19 protein-coding genes are annotated in these 23,458 nt (G+C 62.2%); 7 read left to right on the top strand and 12 right to left on the bottom strand.

Going from position 1 to position 23,458, the window contains the following annotated elements; translation table 11 throughout:
• The first annotated feature begins 137 nt into the window (after positions 1-137).
• On the top strand, positions 138-1,181 hold the full coding sequence (locus tag ACTJKL_RS05515) for a class I SAM-dependent methyltransferase (RefSeq protein ID WP_440852383.1): 1,044 nt from the start codon (positions 138-140) through the stop codon (positions 1,179-1,181).
• 151 nt (positions 1,182-1,332) lie between these two features.
• On the opposite strand, the gene ACTJKL_RS05510 is transcribed toward ACTJKL_RS05515, so the two are convergent.
• The 6 genes from ACTJKL_RS05510 to ACTJKL_RS05485 form a co-directional block, all read right to left on the bottom strand.
• Complete coding sequence (locus ACTJKL_RS05510; RefSeq protein ID WP_440852382.1) at positions 1,333-2,556, bottom strand: tetratricopeptide repeat protein; 1,224 nt, start codon at positions 2,554-2,556, stop codon at positions 1,333-1,335.
• 141 nt (positions 2,557-2,697) lie between these two features.
• Positions 2,698-3,192: a hypothetical protein gene (locus ACTJKL_RS05505; RefSeq protein WP_018099348.1), complete on the bottom strand. Its 495-nt coding sequence runs from the start codon at positions 3,190-3,192 to the stop codon at positions 2,698-2,700.
• Positions 3,193-3,290: 98 nt separating this feature from the next.
• On the bottom strand, positions 3,291-4,643 hold the full coding sequence (locus ACTJKL_RS05500) for an HlyD family type I secretion periplasmic adaptor subunit (RefSeq protein WP_275597281.1): 1,353 nt from the start codon (positions 4,641-4,643) through the stop codon (positions 3,291-3,293).
• A gap of 2 nt (positions 4,644-4,645) precedes the next feature.
• Positions 4,646-6,733: a type I secretion system permease/ATPase gene (locus tag ACTJKL_RS05495; protein ID WP_440852381.1), complete on the bottom strand. Its 2,088-nt coding sequence runs from the start codon at positions 6,731-6,733 to the stop codon at positions 4,646-4,648.
• Positions 6,734-6,833: 100 nt separating this feature from the next.
• Positions 6,834-8,879 carry a hypothetical protein gene (locus ACTJKL_RS05490; RefSeq protein WP_440852380.1) on the bottom strand — a complete coding sequence of 682 codons (2,046 nt, stop codon included), beginning with the start codon at positions 8,877-8,879 and terminating at the stop codon, positions 6,834-6,836.
• A gap of 132 nt (positions 8,880-9,011) precedes the next feature.
• Positions 9,012-9,566 (bottom strand): hypothetical protein, encoded by a 555-nt coding sequence (locus ACTJKL_RS05485; RefSeq protein ID WP_440852379.1) that lies wholly within the window; start codon positions 9,564-9,566, stop codon positions 9,012-9,014.
• A gap of 1,011 nt (positions 9,567-10,577) precedes the next feature.
• On the opposite strand from ACTJKL_RS05485, the gene ACTJKL_RS05480 reads away from it, so the two are divergent.
• Complete coding sequence (locus ACTJKL_RS05480) at positions 10,578-11,369, top strand: helix-turn-helix transcriptional regulator (protein ID WP_440852378.1); 792 nt, start codon at positions 10,578-10,580, stop codon at positions 11,367-11,369.
• A 469-nt stretch (positions 11,370-11,838) separates the two neighbouring features.
• Here ACTJKL_RS05480 and hppD read toward each other — a convergent pair whose 3' ends face one another.
• On the bottom strand, positions 11,839-12,951 hold the full coding sequence (hppD, locus tag ACTJKL_RS05475) for a 4-hydroxyphenylpyruvate dioxygenase (RefSeq protein WP_100672836.1): 1,113 nt from the start codon (positions 12,949-12,951) through the stop codon (positions 11,839-11,841).
• Between the two features lie 130 nt (positions 12,952-13,081).
• On the opposite strand from hppD, the gene ACTJKL_RS05470 reads away from it, so the two are divergent.
• Entirely contained in the window at positions 13,082-13,561 is a 480-nt protein-coding gene (locus ACTJKL_RS05470) for an Lrp/AsnC family transcriptional regulator (protein WP_003536762.1), read from the top strand.
• A gap of 25 nt (positions 13,562-13,586) precedes the next feature.
• Here the strand turns inward: ACTJKL_RS05470 and ACTJKL_RS05465 are convergent, their stop codons facing one another.
• Positions 13,587-14,033 carry a MarR family winged helix-turn-helix transcriptional regulator gene (locus tag ACTJKL_RS05465; protein WP_275597286.1) on the bottom strand — a complete coding sequence of 149 codons (447 nt, stop codon included), beginning with the start codon at positions 14,031-14,033 and terminating at the stop codon, positions 13,587-13,589.
• Between the two features lie 79 nt (positions 14,034-14,112).
• Between ACTJKL_RS05465 and hmgA the strand changes: the two genes are divergently transcribed.
• The 4 genes from hmgA to purU all read left to right on the top strand — a co-directional run bounded on the left by hmgA (position 14,113) and on the right by purU (position 18,280).
• The gene (gene hmgA, locus ACTJKL_RS05460) at positions 14,113-15,474 is read left to right on the top strand and encodes a homogentisate 1,2-dioxygenase (RefSeq protein ID WP_379937909.1); all 1,362 of its coding nucleotides are present in this window, start codon (positions 14,113-14,115) and stop codon (positions 15,472-15,474) included.
• Positions 15,475-15,554: 80 nt separating this feature from the next.
• Positions 15,555-16,571, top strand: coding sequence for a fumarylacetoacetate hydrolase family protein (locus ACTJKL_RS05455; protein WP_100672840.1), 1,017 nt, complete (start codon positions 15,555-15,557; stop codon positions 16,569-16,571).
• A gap of 11 nt (positions 16,572-16,582) precedes the next feature.
• Positions 16,583-17,236 carry a maleylacetoacetate isomerase gene (gene maiA / locus ACTJKL_RS05450; RefSeq protein WP_198516781.1) on the top strand — a complete coding sequence of 218 codons (654 nt, stop codon included), beginning with the start codon at positions 16,583-16,585 and terminating at the stop codon, positions 17,234-17,236.
• 159 nt (positions 17,237-17,395) lie between these two features.
• Complete coding sequence (gene purU, locus ACTJKL_RS05445; protein ID WP_100672842.1) at positions 17,396-18,280, top strand: formyltetrahydrofolate deformylase; 885 nt, start codon at positions 17,396-17,398, stop codon at positions 18,278-18,280.
• A 45-nt stretch (positions 18,281-18,325) separates the two neighbouring features.
• On the opposite strand, the gene lpdA is transcribed toward purU, so the two are convergent.
• The 4 genes from lpdA to ACTJKL_RS05425 are packed head-to-tail and all read right to left on the bottom strand — an operon-like array spanning position 18,326 to position 23,258.
• A complete protein-coding gene (lpdA, locus tag ACTJKL_RS05440) occupies positions 18,326-19,720 on the bottom strand; it encodes a dihydrolipoyl dehydrogenase (RefSeq protein WP_275597289.1) in 1,395 nt (464 codons plus the stop codon).
• 6 nt (positions 19,721-19,726) lie between these two features.
• Entirely contained in the window at positions 19,727-21,007 is a 1,281-nt protein-coding gene (locus ACTJKL_RS05435) for a dihydrolipoamide acetyltransferase family protein (RefSeq protein WP_440852377.1), read from the bottom strand.
• Between the two features lie 3 nt (positions 21,008-21,010).
• Positions 21,011-22,024 carry an alpha-ketoacid dehydrogenase subunit beta gene (locus ACTJKL_RS05430; protein ID WP_018096638.1) on the bottom strand — a complete coding sequence of 338 codons (1,014 nt, stop codon included), beginning with the start codon at positions 22,022-22,024 and terminating at the stop codon, positions 21,011-21,013.
• Between the two features lies 1 nt (position 22,025).
• Positions 22,026-23,258 carry a 3-methyl-2-oxobutanoate dehydrogenase (2-methylpropanoyl-transferring) subunit alpha gene (locus ACTJKL_RS05425; RefSeq protein WP_026168781.1) on the bottom strand — a complete coding sequence of 411 codons (1,233 nt, stop codon included), beginning with the start codon at positions 23,256-23,258 and terminating at the stop codon, positions 22,026-22,028.
• Between the last annotated feature and the right edge of the window lie 200 nt (positions 23,259-23,458).

Here is a 23,458-nt window from a genome sequence, read left to right as displayed (position 1 = left end):
AGAAGAGTGCTCAATAGTGTATTGAAACAATCCAATACCTGTTTTTATTAACCATATTATTCGAAAACTTGAAACCCGGCTGGCGCGGTGCCGGGTCCTGGCATAATGTTAACAAACAGTTAACGGATGAGTAACGCGTGAGCCAATTTCAGATCGTACTAGACGGCGAGAGCCTCATTACGCCCGCCGCCATCGCAACCGAATTCAATTCCCAGAGAATCGAGTTTTACGAAGAACAGCTGGCGACAGCAAAGGCCGAGATTGCGCTGATTCTGAACATCGCGCAGCAACAGTTCGGACAGCGGCGAGACCCTGCGGAGATAATACATCGGATTGCCGGGTCTCTTCATGATGTGCGCAATAAATATCAGCCGAGCGTCTGGCAGGAGCTGATACCACTGATCCAGAATCACACGGTGTCGGACTTCTTCCTGCAGGACCCGTTTACGCGCTGGTCGTTCGAAAAGCCCCGGGGTTATTCCGGCGATGCCCAGTTGCTCGACTTCATCTATGGACATCCGAGCATTGCCGGGGATGTGGCAAGGGCCACGCCGCTCGGGCGAGCGCTCTACGATTACACCAAGGACGCCTCATCTTCGGTGGCCGTGCGGGAGCGGCGCGACCTGCTGACGCGCCATGTCGACGAGATCGCGGCGACACGGGGAGGGGAGGCCGAGATCCTGACGATCGCCGCCGGGCACCTGCGTGAGGCCAACCGCTCGGCAGCCTTGCGGGAGGGGAGCCTGAAACGGTGGGTCGCCCTCGATCAGGATCCGCTGAGCGTCGGTTCGATCGCGCGCGACTTCATGGGAACTCGCATCGAGGCAGTCGACGGGTCGGTCAAAAGTCTTCTGACCAGGTCACAGGAGCTCGGCCAGTTCGATTTCATCTATGCCGCCGGGCTTTACGACTACCTGACCGAAAAGGTGGCGGTGAAGCTCACCCGGAGATGCCTGGAAATGCTGAAGCCCAACGGGGTCTTCCTTTTTGCCAATTTCGCGCGCGACATCCATGTCGACGGCTACATGGAAACCTTCATGAACTGGGCGCTGCTGCTTCGATCGGAGTTCGACATGTGGCAGATCATTCATGCCAGCGCCGACAGGGAAGCCATCGAAGCGCGCGTGCAGTTCGGTGCGAACCGCAACGTCGTCTACGGGATCATTCAGAAGCGTCCCTAAAGCTGAGCGGGATGCGGAAAAAGCGTGTGCCGTTTCCGCCCGCATCCCGCTCCAACCTGTTGGTTTCGGATCAACATGATCGAGATGCCACAGCGACGGGCGCGCCCCGGCAGCACGCGCCGCTGTGGCGGGATGCAGACAGAAACCGGTTTCAGTGCTTCAATTTCGAGGCCTTCCAGCCATATGTCGACGGTTTCGCATGCAGATGGGCGGATGAGCCCGCGGGCAGCAGAGGTGTCAGGAGCGGCTGCGCAGCTGCCGTCAACCGAATCGCATCCTCCTGCGCCTGCATCTCCTGCTCCGGCTCGGGCTCCTGCTCCTCATCCTGCTCCTCCATGCCGGCGACACCCCTCAGGCGGATCAGGATCTCCTCTGCTCTCGTCTTGCAGAGGACGTGGTTCGCGTCGTCGGATACGATGTCGTGGAAGCTCTGGAAGGTGGCGATAGCGGCATCCCTTTGGCCCGAAGCCAAGCGCGCGACCGCGAGTTTGTAGCGCAGGATGCCTCGATGCGGGTAGCGGGCAAGCAGCTCTTGAAACGTCTTGCCCGCCTTGCGGTAGAATGCCTGCGCCATTTGCGTGTCGCCGAGCCAGTGGAGAACGTCGTCCGCGTTCGGCACTGCCGGCAGCAAGGTGCGATAAAGATGCTCCGCCTCCCCATATTCGCCCACGTCGCTCAAGAGATGCGCAAGGCGACAGCGCGCCTCGACATGTCCCGGAACGGTGCGGATCAACTGCCGATAGCCCGCTTCGGCTCCGTCGAAGTCGCCAAAGGCGTGCAGCGCCACCGCCCGCTCCAAGACGATGACCAGGCTGCGGCGATTGAGGCAGTCGCGCAGGTTCCTGCCCGTGAGGGTTCTGAGAAGCATACTGCGGAGGCGACGCCCACAGGCGTCGATCCTCTCTCCCTCGTCGGCGGGGTCGACGCGCGCAAACTCCCCTTCGGGAAAGGCATCGAGCAACCGTTCGAGCCGCGCCGAGGCCGCGCCGCAGCGGTCGAACCGGATGCTTGTCCAGTTTTCGGACGCGAGGATGCCGGCGAATGCGTCCGCCGCCTCGCTTTCAAGGCCAGGTGCGCAGAGAAAGCCGGTGCGTCCGGTTCCGTGATTGCCGATCATCAGAATTTCGTCGACGAAGAGACCCGTGTCCTCGTCCTGAGAGGTCGCCAGCTCGAGCGGCAGGAACGCGTCGTACCGTTTTCCGGCGGCGCGGCGTTTCCAGGCCAGAATGAGCCACCTCTCGCGGTGCGGAAGGTATTCCTGCAGCCAGGGCCAGGAGAGAAAAGCGTGCGCTTCCGGATCTGAACGATATATCTTGTTCCAGTTTCTATGATTTTTTTTAAATTCTTCGATGCAGTCGATAACGTGGACTGTCATTGTCGTCTCTTTGCGGCAATATACTCGATACGCGCCAAAATCGTTACGTTAGTGAATAATTGAATACAATAATGCTTCTGTTCAGTATACACCGTCCAACTGCGAAGGACAACTACCGAGTGCCGGTATTCGGCTGCTCCCCTATATCGAGCGCTCGTCGAAGTTCGGCCTCGATCGAATGAACGTCCACAGACGTCTGCTGATATCGGTGATCTCGCGAACCGCATTGTCGAGACGCGCCAACTCGCGGGCATCGAGCTGCTCGACCTTGCCGTAGCGCACGTCCTTCTCGCCTTCGACGAGCCGCATCAACTGCGTGCTCGAAATCTCGCCCTGCTCGTCGACGGAGTAGATGCAATGATTGTACTTGTTGCGCATCTTCGATTGCTGCTTCAACCGCACGGTAATGGCGAGCACCTCGTCGCGAGTCGCCGCCGGGATCCGCGGCAGCTTCGCCAGGCGCTCTGTCAGATCGATACGGGCGCGCGTCGTATTCAGCGTCAGGAAAACGACGATGGCCGCGTCCTTTTCCACCCCCAGAAGGTGGGCGATCACGTAGATGAGCAGGCTTTCGGTGTTGGTCCACACGTAGTTCAGGCGACCAACGAGCAAAAGCACATCCTGTGCAGCCGCCATGGCGATCTCCAAGCGGTCCCGAGAAAGATGCGCCGGAACCGGATTTGCGCACTTGCATATTCCGCCGATCGAAACCGGCTTCCATAGACGTCCTGCATTCAGGTCTCCTTGAACGCGCGCGACATGCTGTCTGTGATGGGCTTCGTCAGATACTCAAAGAAGGTGCGCTCCGATGTGGTGATCAACACTTCGGCGGGCATTCCGGGCACGGGGTGAAAGCCGTGGATGCGCCCGATCTCGCTCGCCGGCACTTCGACGCGCACGATATAGACGTCGCGCTGCTGGCCGCCGGCTACTTCCTCCTCGATCGAATCCGCCGAGACGTAGAAGACCTTGCCTTTCAGCACCGGCGTCGTGCGGCGGTTGAGTGCCGAAAGCCGGATCGTGGCGTCTTCGCCGACCTTGAGCTGATCGATGGCGGTGCGCAGCAGCTGCGCCTCGATGATCAGCGGCACATTGGCCGGCAGGATCTCCATGATCGGCTTTCCGCTTGCGATGACGCCACCGGCCGTGTGGAAATAGCTGCGTACGACGGTGCCGTCGACAGGCGAACGGATGGTGGCGCGGCCGAGCACTTCGGACGCCTCCCGAACCTGCTCGCGTACGCTGTCGAGATCGGCCTCGGCCGCTTCGAGGCCGTCGAGCGCCGCCTGTTTGTTGGTATTGACGGCGATGACCGCCTCCTGTCGGTAGCGGTCTATCTGCGTGTAGCTCTCCTTGACCTCGGATTCGAGCCGGCCGATCTCGCCGATCGCATCGGCGATCGCGCGGTCCAACGCCATGAGTTCCGGGCGCCGGATCAGGCCCTTGTCGGCGAGCTTGCTCTTGGCCTCCCGCTCCTCGTTGAGAATCTCCAGCTGCCGGTTGAACGATGCCTGCTGCAGAGCGTATCCCCTGGCCCGGAATTCAAGCGAACGAATGTTCTGGTCGATCAGGTTCAGCTGGTCGCGCAGCTTGATCTTCTTGCTCTGAAAATTGACGTTCTGGCTTTCCATGATGGCGCGAATGTCGGGGTCGTCGGCCTGCCGGGCGACGATTTCGGGTACGCTGAAGGCATCTTCGCCCACCGCCTCCGCCCTCAGCCGCCCGACGACTGCCTCCAGGCGGAGGCGCTTGAGGTTGAGCATACGGGCGTTGGCCCGGGCGACCGTCTGATCGAGCTTCACGAGAATGTCGCCGGCCTTGACCTTGTCGCCCTCGGCGACCAGCAGTTCCTCGATGATGCCGCCCTCCAGATGCTGGACGATCTTGTTGTTGCCGTTGGCGACGAAGCTTCCCTGGGCGATGATTGCCGCGGCGAGCGGTGCCGCGAAAGCCCAGTAGCCGAAGCCGCCGAAGGAGATCGCGATCAGCGCCAGGCCAACCAGACTGTGGCGCCTGATCGACCGGGGGACCTCGGCATACCACTCCGCCGGATTTCGAGGTTCGGTGCTCCGCCTGTCGCTTTGCATCGTCAGTCTCCGTGAATGCGGGATTGCCCGCGGTCGCCTTCGGCCTTTGCGCCAAGCGCGGCGAGCACCTCGTTTCGGGCGCCGAACATCGCCACGGTGCCTTCGTGCAGCACCATGATCTTGTCGACACATTGCAGGAGAGCAGGGCGCTGCGTGATGGTGACGGTGGTGATGCCCTCCTTCCTCGCATGCACCAGCGCGCGGGCAAGTGCGGCCTCGCCATTGCTGTCGAGGTTCGAATTCGGCTCGTCGAGGACGACGAATTTCGGGTTGCCGAAGAAGGCGCGCGCCAGAGCTATGCGCTGTTTCTGACCGCCCGACAGCGGGGCGCCGTCAGCGGCGACCACGGTCTCGTAGCCTTGCGGAAAAGTTGCGATCAGTTCGTGCACGTCGGCGAGCACCGCCGCCTCATAAACCATGCTATCGTCCACATCCTCGCGCATGCGGCAGATATTGGCCTTGATCGTTCCCGGAAAGAGCTGAACGTCCTGGGGAAGGTAGCCGATGCTTTCGCCGAACTGGCGCTGATCCCAGTTGCGCAGATCCATGAGATCGAGGCGTACACTGCCGGATGTGGGCAGAATCGAGCCGACCAGCATCTTGCCGAGGGTGGTCTTGCCGGAGCCGGAATTGCCGATGACCGCAAGCGATTCCCCCTTTGCCAGCGAAAAGGAGATGCCGTTCAGGATCACCCGCTTCTGCGGCGGCGGGACGAAGAGGATGCGCTCGACGTCGAGCCTGCCTTCCGGCTTCGGCAGGCGCAGCCGCGGGAAGTTCAAGGGCGAGGTGAGCAAGAGCTGCCTGATGCGCTGATAGGCGGCGCGGGAGTGATTGAGCTGGTTCCAGCCCTCGATGGCTCCTTCGACGGGCGCGAGCGCACGCCCGGCAATGATCGAAGCGGCGATCACCATGCCGCCGGTCAGTTGCCCTTCCATCGCCAGATGCGCTCCCCAGCCGAGAAGCGCCACCTGGGTGAACATCCGCACGGCCCTGGATGCGCCGGTGAAGATTATGTTGCGGTCCTGGGCGTAGACCTGCGCCTTGAGCGAGGCCGCCGTCTCCTGGCCCCACATTCTGACTGCTTCCGGAATCATCGCCAGCGCATTGATGATCTGGGCGTTGCGGGCCATCGAATCGAGATGGAAATTGGCCCGGCCGAGGGAGGCATTGGCTTCGCTGAATGGTTTTGTCGTCGCTTTCTGATTGAGATAGGCGATGACGATCAGAACCGTACAACACAGGATGACGATCATGCCGAGTTGTGGCTGTATGAGGTAGACCACGACCACGAAGAGCGGTGTCAGTGGAGCGTCGAGGAAAGCGGTGAGCGTGCCGGAGGTGATGAAGGCGCGAAGCTGCTGCAGGTCGCCCAATATCTGGTAGTCCCGGCCGCTTCCGTGCAGCGAGGCCCGGGCTGCCGCACTGAGGATCGGTGTGCCGAGCTGGACCTCGATTTCGACGGCGGTGCGCATCAGGATGAAGCGGCGGATCGCGTCGAGAATGACCTGGAGCGCCACGGCGCCGAGCACGGCGACCGTCAGCATGACCAGCGTGTCCTGCGAGCGGCTCGTCAGGACCCGGTCGGAGATCTGGAACAAATAGATCGGGATGGCCAGGACGAGGACGTTGATGGCCAGGGTGAAAGCGATGACGATCAGCATGTTGCGCCGGACAGCGGCCATGCCGTTGTGCAGGCTGGCAGCGAAGTTCGCCGGTCCCATGCGCTTGTGAAGCGTGCTCCTGCCGCCGCCGTCTTCGCTCGCTTTCCCTTCACCTGTTGCGCTGCGTTCAACCGGGCGAAGGTCGCCCTGCTTCATCGGGCCCGGGTCATTTTCGATCGTTCGCGGCAGTCCCGGGGCCTGTCGTCTTTCCACCTTGGGAACGTCGCCCTCGTCGCGGCACGCATCGGCCGATGCCGATGCTTGCTTTTGCTCCGAGAACCTTGCCGCGTCTGCCTTTCCGTTCGGCCCTGGCGGCCTTTCGAAGGGTGCCACAGCCTCCGCTTCGGCTATATCGGGCAGCTCCAGCCGTGCGACATCCTGGCGCTGCGGCTTGCCTCGCCCGGCATACCACTTCGACATGTCGTTCATGCTCGCTCCCCTGCGCTTGGCCCTTGAAGTTTCGGTCAGGACCGTCCAACGGATCTCCGTTCGAAGCTGTGCAACCCTGAGAGCTCGAAGCGGATCGGCTTCAAGCCAGTATCGTATGCATGACGTCGCTCCACTGGCTGCCGGACAGGTCGGTGCCGTGATCGCCGTCCATGTCTCCGCCCTGCGGCGCCGTATCCTCGCCGATAAAGGCGATGAGTTCGGTCGTCAGACCGCCACTGTCCCGCTGAAGGTCCGGCATTCCGTCGACTATTCCCGATTGGATGAGCACTGCGTCGGAATAGGTCTCGCCGCCGACATAGGTCGTCCCGCCGGAGTCGATGATCTCTGCGACGTTGAAGACGCCATTGTTTCCCGTATGCACCGCGACCGAGGCCTCCGGTCCGTCTTCGAGCAACTTGCCCGCGGCAAACGAGACGGCGTCGGCGTCGCCGAGAATGCTGACCTGTTGGACGATCGTGACGTCATAGAGATTGCCGGTGATGAACAGGATGTGCAGGTCGGCATAGCCTTCGAAAGCATTGTCGCGCAGGAGTTCGTCCGGCAATGTGCCGTCGCCCTCGTGCATCTGGTCGGCGGCCTCATGAAAGTAGTCCGGCATCGCCTCGAAGCGGACGCCGGAGCTCACGTTTCCGATCGAGGCCATGTTCCAGACGAGATTGCCGCCCGTGTCCAGCGCGATGCCTTTGCCGGCGGATACGCCCGCGATGTCGTCATTGTCGTAGAGGATGGAGATCTGGCTGATGACGTCGAGATCGATCAGCCGGCCGCCGACGAGGATCAGATCGTAATGCTCGGTAATGCCGAGAAACGATGCGACGTTCACTGCCGTGTTGCCGCCGCTGAGCACGGTCGTCTCCGCACCCGTCCTGGTGACGGTCAGGCTGTCATTGTCGCTGGCGAAGTTGTACTGCTCGACCCAATGGACGATGGAAAGATCGCCTTCGACGACGTTCACGCGCCAGCTTGTCGGGAATGTCGAAGATTCGGCCGGAATCTCCGCTTCCTCGGGCAGGCATGCCCCGGTTTCTCCGCCACCGAAGCTTGCTATGTTCAGTGCGACGGTCGTGGTCATCGTCGCGCATGTGCCGGAGATCGCGCCGTCGAGCGTGTCCCTGTCGGCATAGACGTAGGATTGCGAGATGACATCGATTTGGTGGTAGTCACCCATCACGGCGGTCACGGGCGGGGCCTCGACTGCGCCGACAACGCTGGCAACATTGGCGACGACATTGGTCCCCGCATGGATGTCGAGGTCGCCGTTCTGGAGCGGCTCGTCGAGGGGCGTCCCGGCGGGGTGAGCAGTGTGCTCTCGCCCCGGAAGGTTGTCGCGCAGTTCCGGCGCGGCGTCGGCGCGGGTGCCGTTGACATAGGTGCCCTCGATGCGTTCTGCGACGAGAACGGCATCGCCCGCCTCGTTCTTCACCAATTCGTCCGGAGAGGCGGATTGCGGAAGGTTCTCCGGTCCGCCTGTCGCGGGCGCGGTCGGAACGGCCTGTTGGCTGGCGTCCGCCATGGAGGCAAGTGCTTCAAGGTTCGCAGCCACTGCGGCGAAAGAGGCGGGCGCATCGGCGGCGCCGATCTGCGCGAAGGGCGAGGCTTCAAGGGCTTCCGCGAGAAAGCCTTCGAGCGTCTGGTCCACATGCGTCAGGTTGCGCGGCTCCGCAAGCATGCCGGTCAGGTTCACGACATCGTCGTCATGAAGGGTGCTTGCCTGATAGATATGGCTGAAGCCCGCGTCGGGAGCCGCAGGAGGCATCGTATCCGACGCTTCGGGGCCGTTGCCGGAAATGCCGTGGTTCTCCGTGGACCGGACATCCACCTGTCCGGCTTGCGCCGCGGCGGCCGGTTGGTCGAGGTGATGCCGTGACGGGGCGGCATGATCGGCGGAGTCGAGCCGGGCGATGTCGTAAGCCCGGAGTTCGTAGGAGATCTCGGGGTCGTAGCTTTTCAACGCGAAGTCAGACCGGAAATCAGGCGACTGCACGTAGTCGGAGTCCTCCTTTTGCGCAGTCTTCGGGGTTTCATATCCCTGCAGGTATTCAAATCTTATACGCGCGTCATCGATCGCCGTGTTGAACAGCCCTATGAAATGCGCAACGATCTCGTTGATCTTCTCCGAATGCATCGTCCAATCCTTCCCCTTTCCGCAGCAAAGGGTGCCTTAAACCTCATTTTTTCTTCAAGCGGATACGATTGAAGGAAACGTGCTGGCGTTCGCCCGCGGTCGATATCCAGCACGGCCGGTGCATCCCGTCGTTCATTCGAGGTCGCTATCCGACCCCGCCGGGGTCACGCCCGGATCGCCAACGGTGGTGCTGACGTCGGCGTTGCTGAGAAGGTTCGCGCCCTGGACGATTTCGTGGTGGAAGTCCGGACTTGCCGGGCCTGGCGGCGTCGCCGTCGAGGGGTGGGATGCACCCTCGTCGCTCTTGAGATCCCAACCGTCCGTGGTGAGGCCGTCGCCACCAGGTTCTCCGCTGCCTGTGCCGGGATCGGTATTGCCGCTCTTGCCGACGTCATAAGCGCGGTCCTGATCGGCCAGGCTATTGGCCTGGGCCAGGCTGAACCCGGCTTCGTAGATGCTGGCGCCGTTGCCCAGAACATTGTCGACATTCAGGGAAAAGGAAAAGCCGTCGCCGAGGGAGAAGGCAAAGTCACCCCCGGCGGTCTCGGTGAGACTGGTGCTGCCACCGGCAACCGACCTGCTGGACGTGTTCATCGCTACGCCATCGGCAAGCGCACCCGTCTTCAGCTCGTCATCGGCACTGAAGTTGTCGTGGAGCCCAAGATTCTTCTGTGAGGAATCGGGCATAAGCACTTCCTCATAAGAGGGGGAGCCAGCACCGAAACCCTTCATCTTTTATAGGATTCTTGAGGCGCTGGCTCTTTTGGCGGTTTAGCGGAAATGAATGTTCCGTCTCTGCTTGCAATGTCATTTCAGCGCGATACTAAGCGCCTAAATTCCTACGTATGGTAACGAATAGTCATAATATTTGTGATATAAACGTAAGTATCTATATTTCCGATCTTCTACGAGAAACAATGATCGAAGACGCACAGAATGTTGGTGCGACCATTGGAGTGTGATCTGGAACGCAGTCGAGTGAAAGCTACCTATTGTGGTTATGAGACTCGGCACCGGCCCCTCTCGGATTTGTCGCTCATTATTCGCTGCGCGGCGACCGACGCACTCGTCTCGAGTGCAGCTCGCGATCGACTCGCCATGCCTGCGCATGTACCTCGATCGAGGCGCTCAGATAAAGGACTGAAAATACTCGACAATCGCGATCTCAAATGTGCAGTTCGTTTGCCCCGGCACGCTTGGATTGCTGAGCGAAGGCCGGCTGCAGGGTTCCTTGGCGGAAAGTGCGTCGGACATCTGCCTCAGCACGCGATCGACCGAATTGGCCGCGCCCGCATTACCTTCGTGATAACCCGATGTGAGTATCGACCTCGTCAGACTGAGTGGCGAATGCTTGTCCGAGTTACTACGAAGACCATCCGGGTCTGACGAGGCGCAGGGTGCGGTGCACCCCTCAAAAGCGAGGGTAGGGCGAAAGGCGCGAGGTGGCGTCGCCGATCCGGCACGAATTTCGCGGATTCGCCCAAAATTGGTTCGTTCTTGAACGATTTAGACAGGATTGTGGCCGCCACCTAATCCTTTTGGGCGGTTTTACATCCCCCATATTTACGATACATTAGCCAATATAAATTCTTTTTTTTCGAGAAATTTTTTTAATCCAAGCAATTTTCACAACGCGGGCCTTTCTCCACCATGGGTAAAAAACCCGTAAAAACCAAGGGGAAGTCCGAGGAGGGGATAATGTATCGTGCGAGTTCGGGGTTGGGCGGGTTCGAAGACAGCAAAAGTGTTTTACCGAAAAAAAGCAAAATAGTCATGCTAGCCAGGACGGACCTCTTCGCCGAGTGTCTGACCCAGGCGATCGGCGCACGCTTTCAGGACCAGGAAGTGGTGCGGCTTTCGGACGCCGACAGCCTTCTGGACGGCAACCTCGTAGGTGTGATGCTGGTCATGCTCTACCGCGTGCCCATGGCGAACTTTCCATCGATCATCAGGATGATTCATGAGTTCCACCCGAAAGCGGCCGTCGGTCTGCTGGTCGAAAACGCGGAAGGGATCGACGCGTCGGTTTCGCATCTGGTCGAGGAGGGGATGATCCACGGCGTGTTGCCCCTGAATCTCCACCTCGACGTTTGCCTTACCGCCATCGACCTCCTGATGAAGGGCGGCGAACATTTTCCCGCCGCACTGCTCAGGCGCCTTGCGCCGAAGAATCCCGGAGAGCGGGACCTCGCCACCCCGAACGAGACGGCTTCTGAAAGTGTCGATCCGGAGCGCGGGAAAGGATTTGGCGGCCAGGTCGTCCTCACGACACGCGAAATCCAGATTCTCGATCTCATCTGCATGGGCACGCAGAACAAGATCATCGCAGATCGCCTCGGACTGTCCGAAAACACCGTCAAGGTGCATGTGCGCAACATCTACAAGAAGATGAACGTGCGCAATCGCACCGAGGCGGCCTCCCGCTATTTCAGAAACGACGGAGGCGTGGGCCCTTCCCGCACGCCGTCGCCGACGCGCTGGCGCAACTGACCGTCAGAGCCTTGAGCAGTCCAAGGTGCTAACAGCGACCTTTGCGCGTCTGACAAGACGCGCGGCGCTGTAGAAAAGTTTTCGGAGGACTGCAATCTCTCCTCATCCTCATCCCTGTGCTCGTCACAGGGATCCAGCAGCGCCGCGTCTGCGGCGCGGGAAGCGTTCTTTCAGCCCAAGGACTTGGTCTGGCTGGATTCCTGTGACAAGCACAGGAATGAGGGATCGGGATGTGCGGCTACTACATCGAAGCGAAGCGGGACGCTGTACACGGGCGTGACCCGCGACCTTCCGCGCCGCCTCATTATCTTCGCGGTTTATGAAGCGCGCCGAGGGACCGCACCCTCTCCGCCCTTATCCCTGTGACGAGCACAGGGATAAGGCGATCAAGCAAGCGGCGGCGGGTGGCCGGAATCTCAACAGGCCTTGACGCGCGGGCTGCCGCGCGGCGTCTCTACGGCACGGCAGCTTATTCCGCGGCCTCGTGGCCAAGGGCGCCGCGCCGGATCTGGTCGGCTTCGATCGATTCGAACAATGCGCGGAAATTGCCCTCGCCGAAGCCTTCGTCGCCCTTGCGCTGGATGAATTCGAAGAAGATCGGACCGATCACCGTTCGCGAGAATATCTGCAGCAGGATCTTCGTCATGCCGCCATTCACCACGCCCTCGCCATCGATCAGGATGCCGTGTGTCTTCATCCGGTCGATCGGCTCGTCGTGTCCGTGAACACGCTGATGGGACATTTCATAATAGGTTTCCGGCGGCCCTGGCATGAACTTCAGACCGTTTGCGGCGAGCTTGTCGGTCGCATCGTAGATCGCCTCGGTACCGACGGCGATGTGCTGGATGCCTTCGCCTTTGTACTTCTTCAGATATTCTTCGATCTGGCTCGTGTCGTCCTTCGATTCGTTCAGGGGAATGCGGATCTTGCCGCAGGGCGAGGTAATCGCCCGGCTGACGAGGCCGGTGATGCGGCCATCGATGTCGAAGAAATGGATCTGCTTGAAATTGAACAGTTCGCGATAGAACGCCCACCACTTGTCCATGTTGCCGCGATAGACGTTGTGGGTCAGGTGGTCGAGATAGTAGAAGCCGACTCCGGCCGGCTTCGGATCACGCTCGCTCAGCCATTCGAACTCGGCGTCGTAGGCTGATCCCTTTTCGCCGTAGGTTTCCACGAAATAGAGAAGCGAGCCGCCGATGCCGACGATCGCCGGCACGTCCAGGCACTTGTCGCTGCCGGTATAGGCTTCGGCGCCTTTGGCAACGGCATGTTCGAAGGCATGCTTCGCGTCGACGACGCGCCAGGCCATCGAGGGGGCGCAGGGCCCGTGCTCGCCAACGAAGCGCATGGCATGCGATCCGGCCTCCGCGTTCAGGACATAGTTGATATCGCCCTGCCGCCAGACGGTGATGTCCTTGGTCTTGTGCCTGGCGACCGGCGAATAGCCCATGCGTCCGAAGAGCTCCGCAAGCTTCTCCGGCTCGGGGTGGGCGAACTCCACAAACTCGAAACCGTCCGTCCCGGCGGGGTTTTCCGCCGAAATCGCCGGCGGCGGTGCGTCATGGGGGAACGGGCCCATCGTCAGTCTCCTCTTATCCTCCAAACTCTGCTGGATTATGGCGCAGTTCCGATGCATGGTGCTTGTATTCTTGCGCGATTCGCCAAGATCGGCGCATGAATTGTGCAGAGAATGGTTCGAGGGTGCATGAATGGAGCTGCTTGACGGATTCGACCTCAAGATCCTGAGTGAACTGCAGCGCGACGGTCATCTGACCAACAATGAATTGTCCGAGCGCGTCGCGCTGTCTCCTTCGCAATGTTCGCGCCGGCGTACGCGCCTGGAGGCGGAAGGGTTCATCACCGGCTATCAGGCGCAGATCGACCGTCAGAAGCTGGGGCTTGATCTGATGGTGGTGATTTCGGTCACGCTGGCCACGCATAATCGCGACAATGCCAAGCGTTTCGCCAACCTCGTCTCGGCTCTGCCGGAAGTGCTGGAGGCCTATGCGCTGACCGGTGAAATGGACTACCACCTGCGCGTCGTGACGCCGGATCTTGCCGGGCTCTCCCGCTTCGTCAACGAGGTCCTCCTGCCGCATGACAGCGTGCAGCACGTCAAGACATCGATCGTGCTGGAGACGCTCAAGAGTTTCGAGGGTCTGCCGATACCGGCGCGGATGAAGGGGTAGGCGGCAGCGCTAGGGAAGGGCCTCGCTAGAGATTATTCATCGCCCGTTCCACGGCGCCCAGGCCCTGCGAAAGCGCCTCCATATTCTCTGCTCCAAGCACGGAATGCAGTTCCGTTTGATAGTCGCTCGCAAGCTCCGTCAGCTCCCTAAAGGCCTGCCGACCCGCCGGCGTCAGCGCCAGATGCTCGAAACGACGGTCTCGTCCGTCCTGCTCGCGCTTCAACCAGCGGCGCTGCTCGAGGCTGAAGACCGCGCGGCTTACTTTCGTCTTGTGCATGGCGGAGTGCGCGCCGATTTCGGTTGCCGTCATGCTGCGGCGGGAGCTGCCGAGTGCCGCAAGCGTTCGCCATTCCGGCCGCGTCAGCTGGTAACGCGCTTTGTATTGTGCGGCAAAGCGCAAGGCGACGAATTCCGCCGCCCGGTTCAGCCGATAGGGCAGGAAGTTCTCCAGTTCGAACCGCTCTTCGGCCATGGCCTTCCTTCCTTGATAGTTACAAAATCGATAGTTACGATTGTAACTAATATAGCGAAGAGAAGAGGAGGCTCAAGCCATGTTGGAGAAAGCGGAAAAACAGCGGCGGGTAGGTTCGGGTCAGCAGCGCACAGCCGGCTATATGCCTGGATTCGGCAACGACTTCGAGACGGAAAGCCTGCCTGGGGCGCTCCCGCAGGGGCAGAACAGCCCGCAAAAATGCAATTACGGCCTTTATGCCGAACAGCTGTCCGGCTCACCCTTTACGGCACCGCGCGGCACCAACGAGCGCTCCTGGCTCTACCGTATCCGACCGAGCGTCCGCCACACCGGGCGTTTCCGCAAGATCGACTATCCGCATTGGAAGACGGCGCCGCATGTGGGCGAGCATTCCCTGGCGCTCGGGCAGTTGCGCTGGAGTCCTTTGCCGGCGCCCTCGGAGAGCCTGACCTTTCTTCAAGGCATCCGCACCATGACGACGGCGGGCGACGCGCTGACGCAAGCCGGCATGGCTGCGCATGCCTATGCCTTCAATGCCGACATGGTGGATGACTACTTTTTCAACGCCGACGGCGAGCTGCTGATCGTTCCGGAAACGGGTGCGATCCAGGTTTTCACCGAGCTCGGCAGGATGGAGGTGGAGCCGTCTGAAATCTGCCTCGTACCGCGCGGCATGATGTTCAAGGTCACGCGCCTCGGAGAGGAGAAGGTCTGGCGCGGGTACATCTGCGAGAATTACGGCGCGAAGTTCACGCTCCCGGATCGCGGCCCGATCGGCGCCAATTGCCTCGCCAATCCGCGCGACTTCAAGACGCCGGTCGCCGCCTACGAGGACAAGGAAACGCCCTGCCGGGTACAGGTGAAGTGGTGCGGCTCCTTCCATATGGTCGAGATCGGCCATTCGCCGCTCGACGTCGTCGCCTGGCACGGCAATTACGCGCCCTACAAATACGACCTCAAGACCTTCTCGCCGGTCGGCGCGATCCTGTTCGACCATCCCGATCCGTCCATCTTCACGGTGTTGACGGCCCCTTCCGGAGAGGAGGGGACGGCCAATGTAGACTTCGTCCTATTCCCGCCCCGCTGGCTGGTCGCCGAGCATACGTTCCGCCCGCCCTGGTATCACCGCAACATCATGAGCGAGTTCATGGGGCTGATCTACGGGCGCTACGACGCCAAGGAGGAAGGATTCGTTCCGGGCGGCATGAGCCTGCACAACATGATGCTGGCGCACGGACCGGACTTCTCCGGCTTCGAGAAGGCGTCGAACGGCGAGCTGAAGCCGGTGAAGCTCGACAACACCATGGCATTCATGTTCGAGACCCGCTTCCCCCAGCAGCTGACGACGTTTGCGGCAGAGCTCGAGACGCTGCAGGACGACTACATGGATTGCTGGTCCGGCCTCGAACGGAAATTCGACGGCACGCCGGGAATCAAGTGACTTCCGCCGCCGAACCGTGACATGCTGCAATATCCGCGCCGCCCCGGCGAGAATCAACAACGCATCGGGAACACCACTCCATGAAACTCGCAACGCTGAAAGATTCCACCCGCGACGGCAAGCTCGTCGTGGTCTCGAAAGACCTGACCCGCTGCTCGGAGGTGGGTCATATCGCCCGCACGCTGCAGGCGGCGCTTGACGACTGGGCGCATGCGGGTCCGCGGCTGGAGCGCGTCGCCGAGGGGATCGAGACCGGGGCGCAGCCGACCATGCGATTCCATGAGCACGACGCCGCCTCGCCGCTGCCGCGCGCCTTTCAGTGGGCGGACGGATCGGCCTATGTCAATCATGTCGAGCTCGTCCGAAAGGCGCGCAATGCCGAGATGCCGGCAAGTTTCTGGACCGATCCGCTGATCTATCAGGGCGGTTCCGACAGTTTCCTCGGCCCACGAGATCCGATCCTTATGGCCGACGATGCCTGGGGCATCGATATGGAAGGCGAAATTGCTGTCATCGTCGACGACGTACCCACGGGCGCGACGCTCGAGGAAGCAAGGGCCGCGATCCGCCTCGTCATGCTCGTCAACGACGTCTCCCTGCGCGGCCTCATTCCTGGAGAACTCGCCAAGGGATTCGGCTTCTATCAATCGAAGCCTTCTTCCGCCTTCTCGCCGGTCGCCGTGACGCCGGAGGAACTCGGCGAAGCCTGGGATGGCGGGAAGCTGCATCTGCCGCTCCACGTCGATCTCAATGGCGAGCCTTTCGGGCGAGCCAATGGCGGCATCGACATGACCTTCGATTTCCCGCAGCTGATCGTGCATGCCGCGCGAACGAGGCCCCTTTCGGCCGGCACGATCATCGGCTCAGGCACCGTTTCCAACAAGCTCGAGGGCGGGCCGGGCAGGCCGGTTTCCGAAGGCGGGGCCGGCTATTCGTGCATCGCCGAATTGCGCATGATCGAGACGATCGAAGGCGGGTCACCGAAAACGCAGTTCCTGAAATTCGGCGATGTCGTCCGCATCGAGATGAAGGATCGTACCGGCCATTCGATTTTCGGTGCGATCGAACAGAAGGTCGGAAAATACCAGCGCGGATGAGGTCGGACAGCGTGGAGACGGGTGTGGCGAACGAAACCGTGCTTTATGACTATTGGCGCTCGTCGGCGAGCTACCGGGTGCGGATCGCGCTCAACCTGATCGGCGAAGCCTATCGCTCCGTACCGGTCGACCTGCTCGCAAAGGCTCATGGCGCGCCGGAGCATCTCGCCCGGAATCCGCAGGGACTGGTGCCGGTGCTCGACATCGACGGAGAGCGCCTCACCCAGTCGCTCGCCATCATCGAATATCTTGCGGAGACGCGGGATGGGACGGGTTTCCTCCCGTCCCATCCCGTCGACCGGCAACGCGTCCGCGCGCTTTCCTATGCCGTGGCGATGGATATCCATCCCGTCTGCAATCTCGGCGTCGTCGCTCATGTGATGGCGGGCGCGGGCGACGGCGGGGCCGCGCGGCGCGAGTGGATGCAGAAATTCATCGGCGAGGGTCTCGCTGCCTTCGAGCGTATGCTGGACCGCCCCGCGACCGGTGAATTCTGCCATGGCGATCGTCCGACGATGGCGGATCTCTGCCTCGTGCCGCAGGTCTACAATGCGCGGCGCTGGGATGTCGATCTTTCGGCGTGCCCGCGGATCGTTGCCATAGATCGCCGCTGCGCCGCCATCGACGCCTTCCGCAGGGCGCATCCCGACCGCGCCAAACCTTGACCCCCGTTTCGGATGCGATTTCGTCATTCGCACATCGGTGTGGCCTGTTCCGCCAAGCCGATGTCGCGAATGGATCGGCGGGCCGCAGATCGCCAAGCTAGTTTTTGCGCGACTGCCCGTGTAAGGGCGTGGGAACACCTCAAAACGAGAGATTCATCGATGAAAAGCTATGTGCTGACCGTCAGCTGCAAATCCACTCGCGGCATCGTCGCCGCCATCACCGGCTATCTCGCCGAAAAGGGCTGCTATATCAGCGACAGCTCGCAGTTCGACGATTTCCAGACGGGCCTGTTCTTCATGCGTCTCACCTTCATCAGCCAGGAAGGCGCCAAGCTCGAAGAGCTGCGCGAAGGCTTCGAACCGGTGATCAAGCGCTTCGAGATGACGATGGAGATCCGTGATTCCGAGGAGCGCATGAAGGTGCTGCTCATGGTGTCGCGCTTCGGCCATTGCCTGAACGATCTTCTCTACCGCTGGAAGATCGGCGCCTTGCCGATCGACATCGTCGGGGTCGTCTCCAACCACTTCGACTACCAGAAGGTGGTCGTCAACCACGACATCCCCTTCCACTGCATCAAGGTGACGAAGGAGAACAAGCCCAAGGCCGAAGCCCAGCTGATGGACGTCGTCGAGCAGACCGGCGCCGAGCTGATCGTGCTGGCCCGCTACATGCAGGTGCTTTCCGATGCGCTCTGCAAGAAGATGTCGGGGAAGATCATCAACATCCACCACTCCTTCCTGCCCTCGTTCAAGGGGGCGAACCCCTATAAGCAGGCCTATGAGCGCGGCGTGAAGCTGATCGGCGCGACGGCCCATTACGTCACCGCCGATCTCGACGAGGGTCCGATCATCGAGCAGGATATCGCCCGCATCACCCATGCCCAGTCGGCCGAGGATTACGTCTCGATCGGCCGCGACGTGGAAAGCCAGGTGCTGGCCCGCGCCGTGCACGCCCATATCCATCACCGCTGCTTCATCAACGGCAACCGCGTCGTCGTCTTCCCGCCGAGCCCGGGTTCCTACGCGTCGGAACGGATGGGCTGAGGCCTGGTCGCCGGCTCCGCAAGGGGCCTGGGACGCCGGGTCCGCTCACATATGCAGAGCGTGCCCGAGCGTCTTGAAGGCCGCCTCCTGGAAGGCTTCCGATTGCGTCGGATGCGCATGGATGGTGCCGGCGATGTCCTCCAGCCGCGCACCCATCTCGATCGCCAGCGCAAAAGTCGCCGACAGTTCCGAAACGCCATGGCCGACAGCCTGGATACCGAGGACAAGGTGATTGTCGGCGCGGGCGATGACCCGCACGAAGCCGTCCTCGGCGAGCGTCGTCATGGCGCGGCCGTTCGCCTGGAAGGGAAATTGGCCGATCTTGACGTCGATGCCGGCAGCACGCGCCTCTTCCGGCGAGAGGCCGGAGGAGACGATTTCCGGGTCGGTGAAGCAGACCGCCGGAATGCAGCGCTTGTCCCAGCTCCGCTTATGACCGGCGACGATTTCCGCGACCATTTCGCCCTGTGCCATCGCCCGGTGCGCAAGCATCGGCTCTCCGGCCACATCGCCGATCGCATAGATGCCGCGCATCGAAGTGCGGCATTGGTCGTCGATGCGGATGGACCTGCCCGACCGGTCCAGATCGATCTCTTCAAGCCCCCAGCCGTCGGTCACCGGCCGGCGGCCGACGGTGACGAGAACCTTCTCCGCCGGGACCTCGAAGGCGCGGCCGTTCTCCTCGGCAAGCAGGCCCCGCCGATCGGCGGAGAGCCGTTTGGCCGTGGTGCGGGTGAAGACCTCCACACCGAGTTCGCCGAGCCGCTTCATCACCGGCTTTGAGAGGTCGGCGTCGTATTGCGGCAGGATCCGGTCCAGCGCTTCGAGCACGGTGACCTTGGAGCCCAGCTTGGCAAAGGCGGTTCCGAGTTCGAGACCGATATAGCCGCCGCCGATGACTGCGAGCGTCTGCGGCACGTCCGTCAGCGCCAGCGCTTGAGTCGAGGAAATAATGCTTCCGCCGAAGGGAAGGTCGGGAAGCTCGACCGGCGCCGAACCGGTCGCGATGACGATCGCTTCCGCCCGAATGCGCTGAAGCCCGGTTTCCGTTTCCACATCCACCGTCTTGCCGTCGACGAAGCGTCCCTCGCCGATGACCGCCTTGACGCCCGCCTTCTTCAGGAGCCCCGTGACGCCGCCGTTCAGCCGTCCGACGATGCCGTCTTTCCAGGCGATCGTTCGCCGGAGGTCGATCGCCGGAGCACTTAACGAAAGGCCGAGCGGGTTCTTGCCCGAGGCAGCCGTGCGGAGCTTGTGATATTCGTCCGCCGCGTGGATCAGCGCCTTCGACGGAATGCAGCCGACATTCAGACAGGTGCCGCCAGCCTTCGCTTTCTCGACGATCACCGTGTTGACGCCGAGCTGGCCGGCGCGGATCGCCGCGACATAGCCGCCGGGTCCGGCGCCGAGAACCAGGAGCTTGCAGGAGATTTCCTTCATGGATGCCTATCCTTCAACGAAAATCAGCGCCGGCGTTTCGAGCAGCGTCTTCAGGCGCTGGACGAAGATCGCGGCATCCCAGCCGTCGATGACCCGGTGATCGAAGCTCGACGAGAGATTCATGATTTTGCGCGGGACGAATTGTGCGCCGTCCCAGACGGGCCGGACGGCGATCTTGTTGACGCCGACGATCGCCACCTCCGGATGGTTGATGACCGGCGTCGTGGCGATTCCGCCGATGGCGCCGAGCGAGGAGATGGTGATGGTCGAGCCGGTAAGCTCGTCGCGCGTCGCCGTTCCGGTGCGGGCCGCGTCCGCCAGCCGGTTGAGCTCGGCCGCGCAGTCCCATATCCCGCGCGCCTCGGCATGGCGCACCACCGGGACAGTCAGCCCGGCGGGCGTCTGGGTGGCGATGCCGATATGGACGGCAGCGTGGCGGTGAATGACGCCGGCATGGTCGTCGAACGTGGCGTTGACGCCGGGCTGCTCGGCGACGGTCTTCACCAGCGCGCGCATCAGGAAAGGCAGGATCGTGAGCTTGGTCTGCTCCTGCTTGCGGTCGCGGTTCATCGTCGCGCGCAGATCCTCGAGCGCCGTCATGTCCACCTCTTCCACATAGGTGATGTGGGGGATGCGTGAGGTGGAGAGCGACATCTTTTCGGCGATCCGGCGTCTGAGGCCGGTCATCCTGACCTCCTCGACGGCGGTCTTGCGGACGAGGCCGGCCTGCGCCGGCAGCGGCCCGGCGCCGCGGCTGATGAAGAGATCGAGATCCTCATGGGTGATCCGGCCGGCCGGCCCGGTGCCGGCCACCTGCCTGAGATCGATGCCGCTCTCTCTGGCGCGCAGCCGCACCGCCGGGGAGGCGAGTGGCCTTGGCGAAATATCCGTCGTTTCGCGCGGCGCCGGCGCGGTTCTCGGTGCAGGTTTTTCGGGCTGCGGCGGCGCCTTGGCCGCAGGCCGGGAGGAGACGGCGACGGGCTCGTCCAGCACGTTTTCGGCCAGCGCCTCCGGGACGCTGTCCGGGACAGCATCGCCCGCCTCGCCGGCGGTCTCGATCCTGACCAGCGGCGCCTTCACCGCAACCGTGTCGCCGACTTCCGCTCCGAGCCACAGGACCTTGCCGGTGACTGGCGAGGGGATTTCGACCGTGGCCTTGTCGGTCATGACGGCGGCGAGCACCATATCCTCGCGCACCGGATCGCCGGGCTTCACATGCCACTCGACGAGCTCGGCCTCCGCGACACCCTCGCCGACATCCGGCATCTTGATGATGAATTCACCCACCGGTCAGCCCTCCATCGCTTCGGCGAGCGCACGCCCGACGCGTGCCGGACCTGGGAAATAATCCCACTCCTGCGCGTGCGGATAGGGCGTGTCCCAACCCGTTACCCGTACGACCGGAGACTCGAGGTGATAGAAGCAATGCTCCTGAACGAGAGCGGCGAGCTCTGCACCGAATCCCGAGGTCAGCGTCGCCTCGTGCACGACCACGCACCGCCCGGTCTTCTTCGCGGATTGCACGATAGTCTCGAGGTCGAGCGGCAACAGACTGCGCAGATCGATCACCTCCGCGTCGATACCGGTCTCCTCGGCTGCCGCGAGCGCCACGTGCACCATCGTACCATAGGCGATGACAGTCACGCCTGAGCCCTTGCGGCGTATCTCGGCCTTGCCGATCGGGATCGCATAGTGGCCGTCCGGAACGTCGCCGAGCTCGTGCTTGGACCAGGCCGTGACCGGGCGTTCGTGGTGGCCGTCGAAGGGGCCGTTATAAAGCCGCTTCGGCTCCAGGAACATCACGGGATCCGGATCCTCGATCGCCGAGATGAGCAGGCCTTTGGCGTCATATGGATTCGAAGGCACGACGACCTTCAGCCCGCAAACATGGGTGAAGAGCGCCTCCGGGCTCTGGCTGTGGGTCTGGCCGCCGAAGATGCCGCCGCCCGTCGGCATGCGCACGACGATCGGGCAGGTGAAGTCGCCGTTCGAGCGGTAGCGGATCCGCGCGGCCTCCTGCGTGAGCTGGTCGTAAGCGGGATACATGTAGTCGGCAAACTGAATCTCGACGCATGGTTTCAGCCCGTAGGCGGCCATGCCGATGGCCGTGCCGACGATACCGGACTCGCTGATCGGCGTATCGAAGCAGCGCGTCTTGCCGTATTTCGCCTGAAGCCCCTGGGTGCAGCGGAAAACGCCGCCGAAATAACCGACATCCTCGCCGAAGACGACCACATTTTCGTCGCGCGCCATCGAGACGTCCATGGCGCTGCGCACCGCTTCGATCATCGTCATTCTGGCCATGTCAGTACCCCGCCTTCTGCCGTTGACGGCGGATATGCGGCGGCATCTCTGCATAGACGCCTTCGAAGATATCCCGCACCGACGGCCTGCCGCCGGCATGCAGCGTTCCGTGGCGTTCCGCTTCCTTCTGCGCCTGGATCACTTCGTCCATGATTTCGGCCTCCGCCTGCGCATGCCGCTCCTCCGACCAGGCGCCGCGTAGGATCAGGTGTTTCTTCAGGCGCAGGACCGGGTCGCCGAGCGGCCAGGCTTCCGATTCGGTTTTCGGGCGATAGGCGCTCGGATCGTCGGAAGTCGAATGGGCGCCGACGCGGTAGGTCACGTATTCGATCAGCGTCGGACCGAGATTGAGCCGCGCCCGCTCGGCCGCCCAGCGCGCCACCGCATAGACGGCCAGGTAGTCGTTGCCGTCCACCCTGAGCGCCGGAATGCCGAAGCCCAGACCCCTTGCGGCGAAGGTGCCGGAACCGCCTCGGGCGATGCCTTGGAAAGTGGAGATCGCCCACTGGTTGTTGACGATGTTGAGAATGACCGGCGCCTTGTAGGTGGAGGCGAAGACCAGCGCGGAGTGAAAATCCGACTCGGCGGTCGAGCCGTCGCCGATCCAGCCGGCGGCGATCCGCGTATCGTTCTTGATGGCGGATGCCATGGCCCAACCGACGGCCTGGACATATTGAGTGGCGAGGTTGCCCGATATCGTGAAGAAGCCGTGCTCCTTGGAGGTGTACATGACGGGCAGCTGCCGACCATGGCAGGGATCGAGTTCGTTCGAGAAGATCTGGTTCATCATCTCGACCATCGGGTAGTCGTCGGCAATCAGGAGCCCCGCCTGGCGGTAGGTCGGAAAATTCATGTCGCCCTTGCGAAGCGCCTTGCGGAAGGCGCAGCTCACCGCCTCCTCGCCGAGATGCTGCATATAGAAGGATGTCTTGCCCTGGCGCTGCGCCATCAGCATGCGCGCGTCGAAGGCGCGCAGCAGCATCATGTGCCTGAGACCCCTCAGCAACTCTTCGTCGGAAAGAAAACCGGCCCAGGGGCCGACTGCCTCGCCCTCGCGGTTGAGAACCCGGATGATCGAATAGGCGAGGTCGCGGATCTCCTCGGGGTCCACATCGACTTCCGGCCGCGGCACCGAGCCCGCCTTCGGTATCTTCACGTTGGAGAAATCGGGCAGATCGCCCGGCCGGACGGCCGGTTCGGGGACATGCAGGCTCAATCGGCTGAATTCATCCATGCGGATTCCGGCCTCCCTTCCGGATTGCGCGTCGCGCAACTCCATTCCCGGAAGAACGGCGCCGCCGCCCGGCGGTTCCCGGCCGGCGCCTGGGGTGTCCTCCGCCCCGCCTGCCATACCGCTACGGCATCCCGCTCTCCCGACAGGATATGGGCACAGACTGCCACGAGTCAGGGGCCAGATGAAGCGCTTTCGCCGCC

The organism is Sinorhizobium sp. 22678 (genome assembly GCF_052044265.1).
Taxonomy (GTDB): domain Bacteria; phylum Pseudomonadota; class Alphaproteobacteria; order Rhizobiales; family Rhizobiaceae; genus Sinorhizobium; species Sinorhizobium meliloti_A.
Note: the sequence above shows the minus strand (reverse complement) of the source record. Positions and strands in the feature narration are given on the sequence as shown.

Excerpts from the sequence above, each read along its gene's own strand:
- ACTJKL_RS05510 (WP_440852382.1), bottom strand. The coding sequence starts at position 2,556 with ATGACAGTCCACGTTATCGACTGCATCGAAGAATTTAAAAAAAATCAT.
- ACTJKL_RS05505 (WP_018099348.1), bottom strand. The coding sequence starts at position 3,192 with ATGGCGGCTGCACAGGATGTGCTTTTGCTCGTTGGTCGCCTGAACTAC.
- ACTJKL_RS05500 (WP_275597281.1), bottom strand. The coding sequence starts at position 4,643 with ATGCAAAGCGACAGGCGGAGCACCGAACCTCGAAATCCGGCGGAGTGG.
- ACTJKL_RS05495 (WP_440852381.1), bottom strand. The coding sequence starts at position 6,733 with ATGAACGACATGTCGAAGTGGTATGCCGGGCGAGGCAAGCCGCAGCGC.
- ACTJKL_RS05490 (WP_440852380.1), bottom strand. The coding sequence starts at position 8,879 with ATGCATTCGGAGAAGATCAACGAGATCGTTGCGCATTTCATAGGGCTG.
- ACTJKL_RS05485 (WP_440852379.1), bottom strand. The coding sequence starts at position 9,566 with ATGCCCGATTCCTCACAGAAGAATCTTGGGCTCCACGACAACTTCAGT.
- ACTJKL_RS05480 (WP_440852378.1), top strand. The coding sequence starts at position 10,578 with ATGTATCGTGCGAGTTCGGGGTTGGGCGGGTTCGAAGACAGCAAAAGT.
- hppD (WP_100672836.1), bottom strand. The coding sequence starts at position 12,951 with ATGGGCCCGTTCCCCCATGACGCACCGCCGCCGGCGATTTCGGCGGAA.
- ACTJKL_RS05470 (WP_003536762.1), top strand. The coding sequence starts at position 13,082 with ATGGAGCTGCTTGACGGATTCGACCTCAAGATCCTGAGTGAACTGCAG.
- ACTJKL_RS05465 (WP_275597286.1), bottom strand. The coding sequence starts at position 14,033 with ATGGCCGAAGAGCGGTTCGAACTGGAGAACTTCCTGCCCTATCGGCTG.
- hmgA (WP_379937909.1), top strand. The coding sequence starts at position 14,113 with ATGTTGGAGAAAGCGGAAAAACAGCGGCGGGTAGGTTCGGGTCAGCAG.
- ACTJKL_RS05455 (WP_100672840.1), top strand. The coding sequence starts at position 15,555 with ATGAAACTCGCAACGCTGAAAGATTCCACCCGCGACGGCAAGCTCGTC.
- purU (WP_100672842.1), top strand. The coding sequence starts at position 17,396 with ATGAAAAGCTATGTGCTGACCGTCAGCTGCAAATCCACTCGCGGCATC.
- lpdA (WP_275597289.1), bottom strand. The coding sequence starts at position 19,720 with ATGAAGGAAATCTCCTGCAAGCTCCTGGTTCTCGGCGCCGGACCCGGC.
- ACTJKL_RS05430 (WP_018096638.1), bottom strand. The coding sequence starts at position 22,024 with ATGGCCAGAATGACGATGATCGAAGCGGTGCGCAGCGCCATGGACGTC.
- ACTJKL_RS05425 (WP_026168781.1), bottom strand. The coding sequence starts at position 23,258 with ATGGATGAATTCAGCCGATTGAGCCTGCATGTCCCCGAACCGGCCGTC.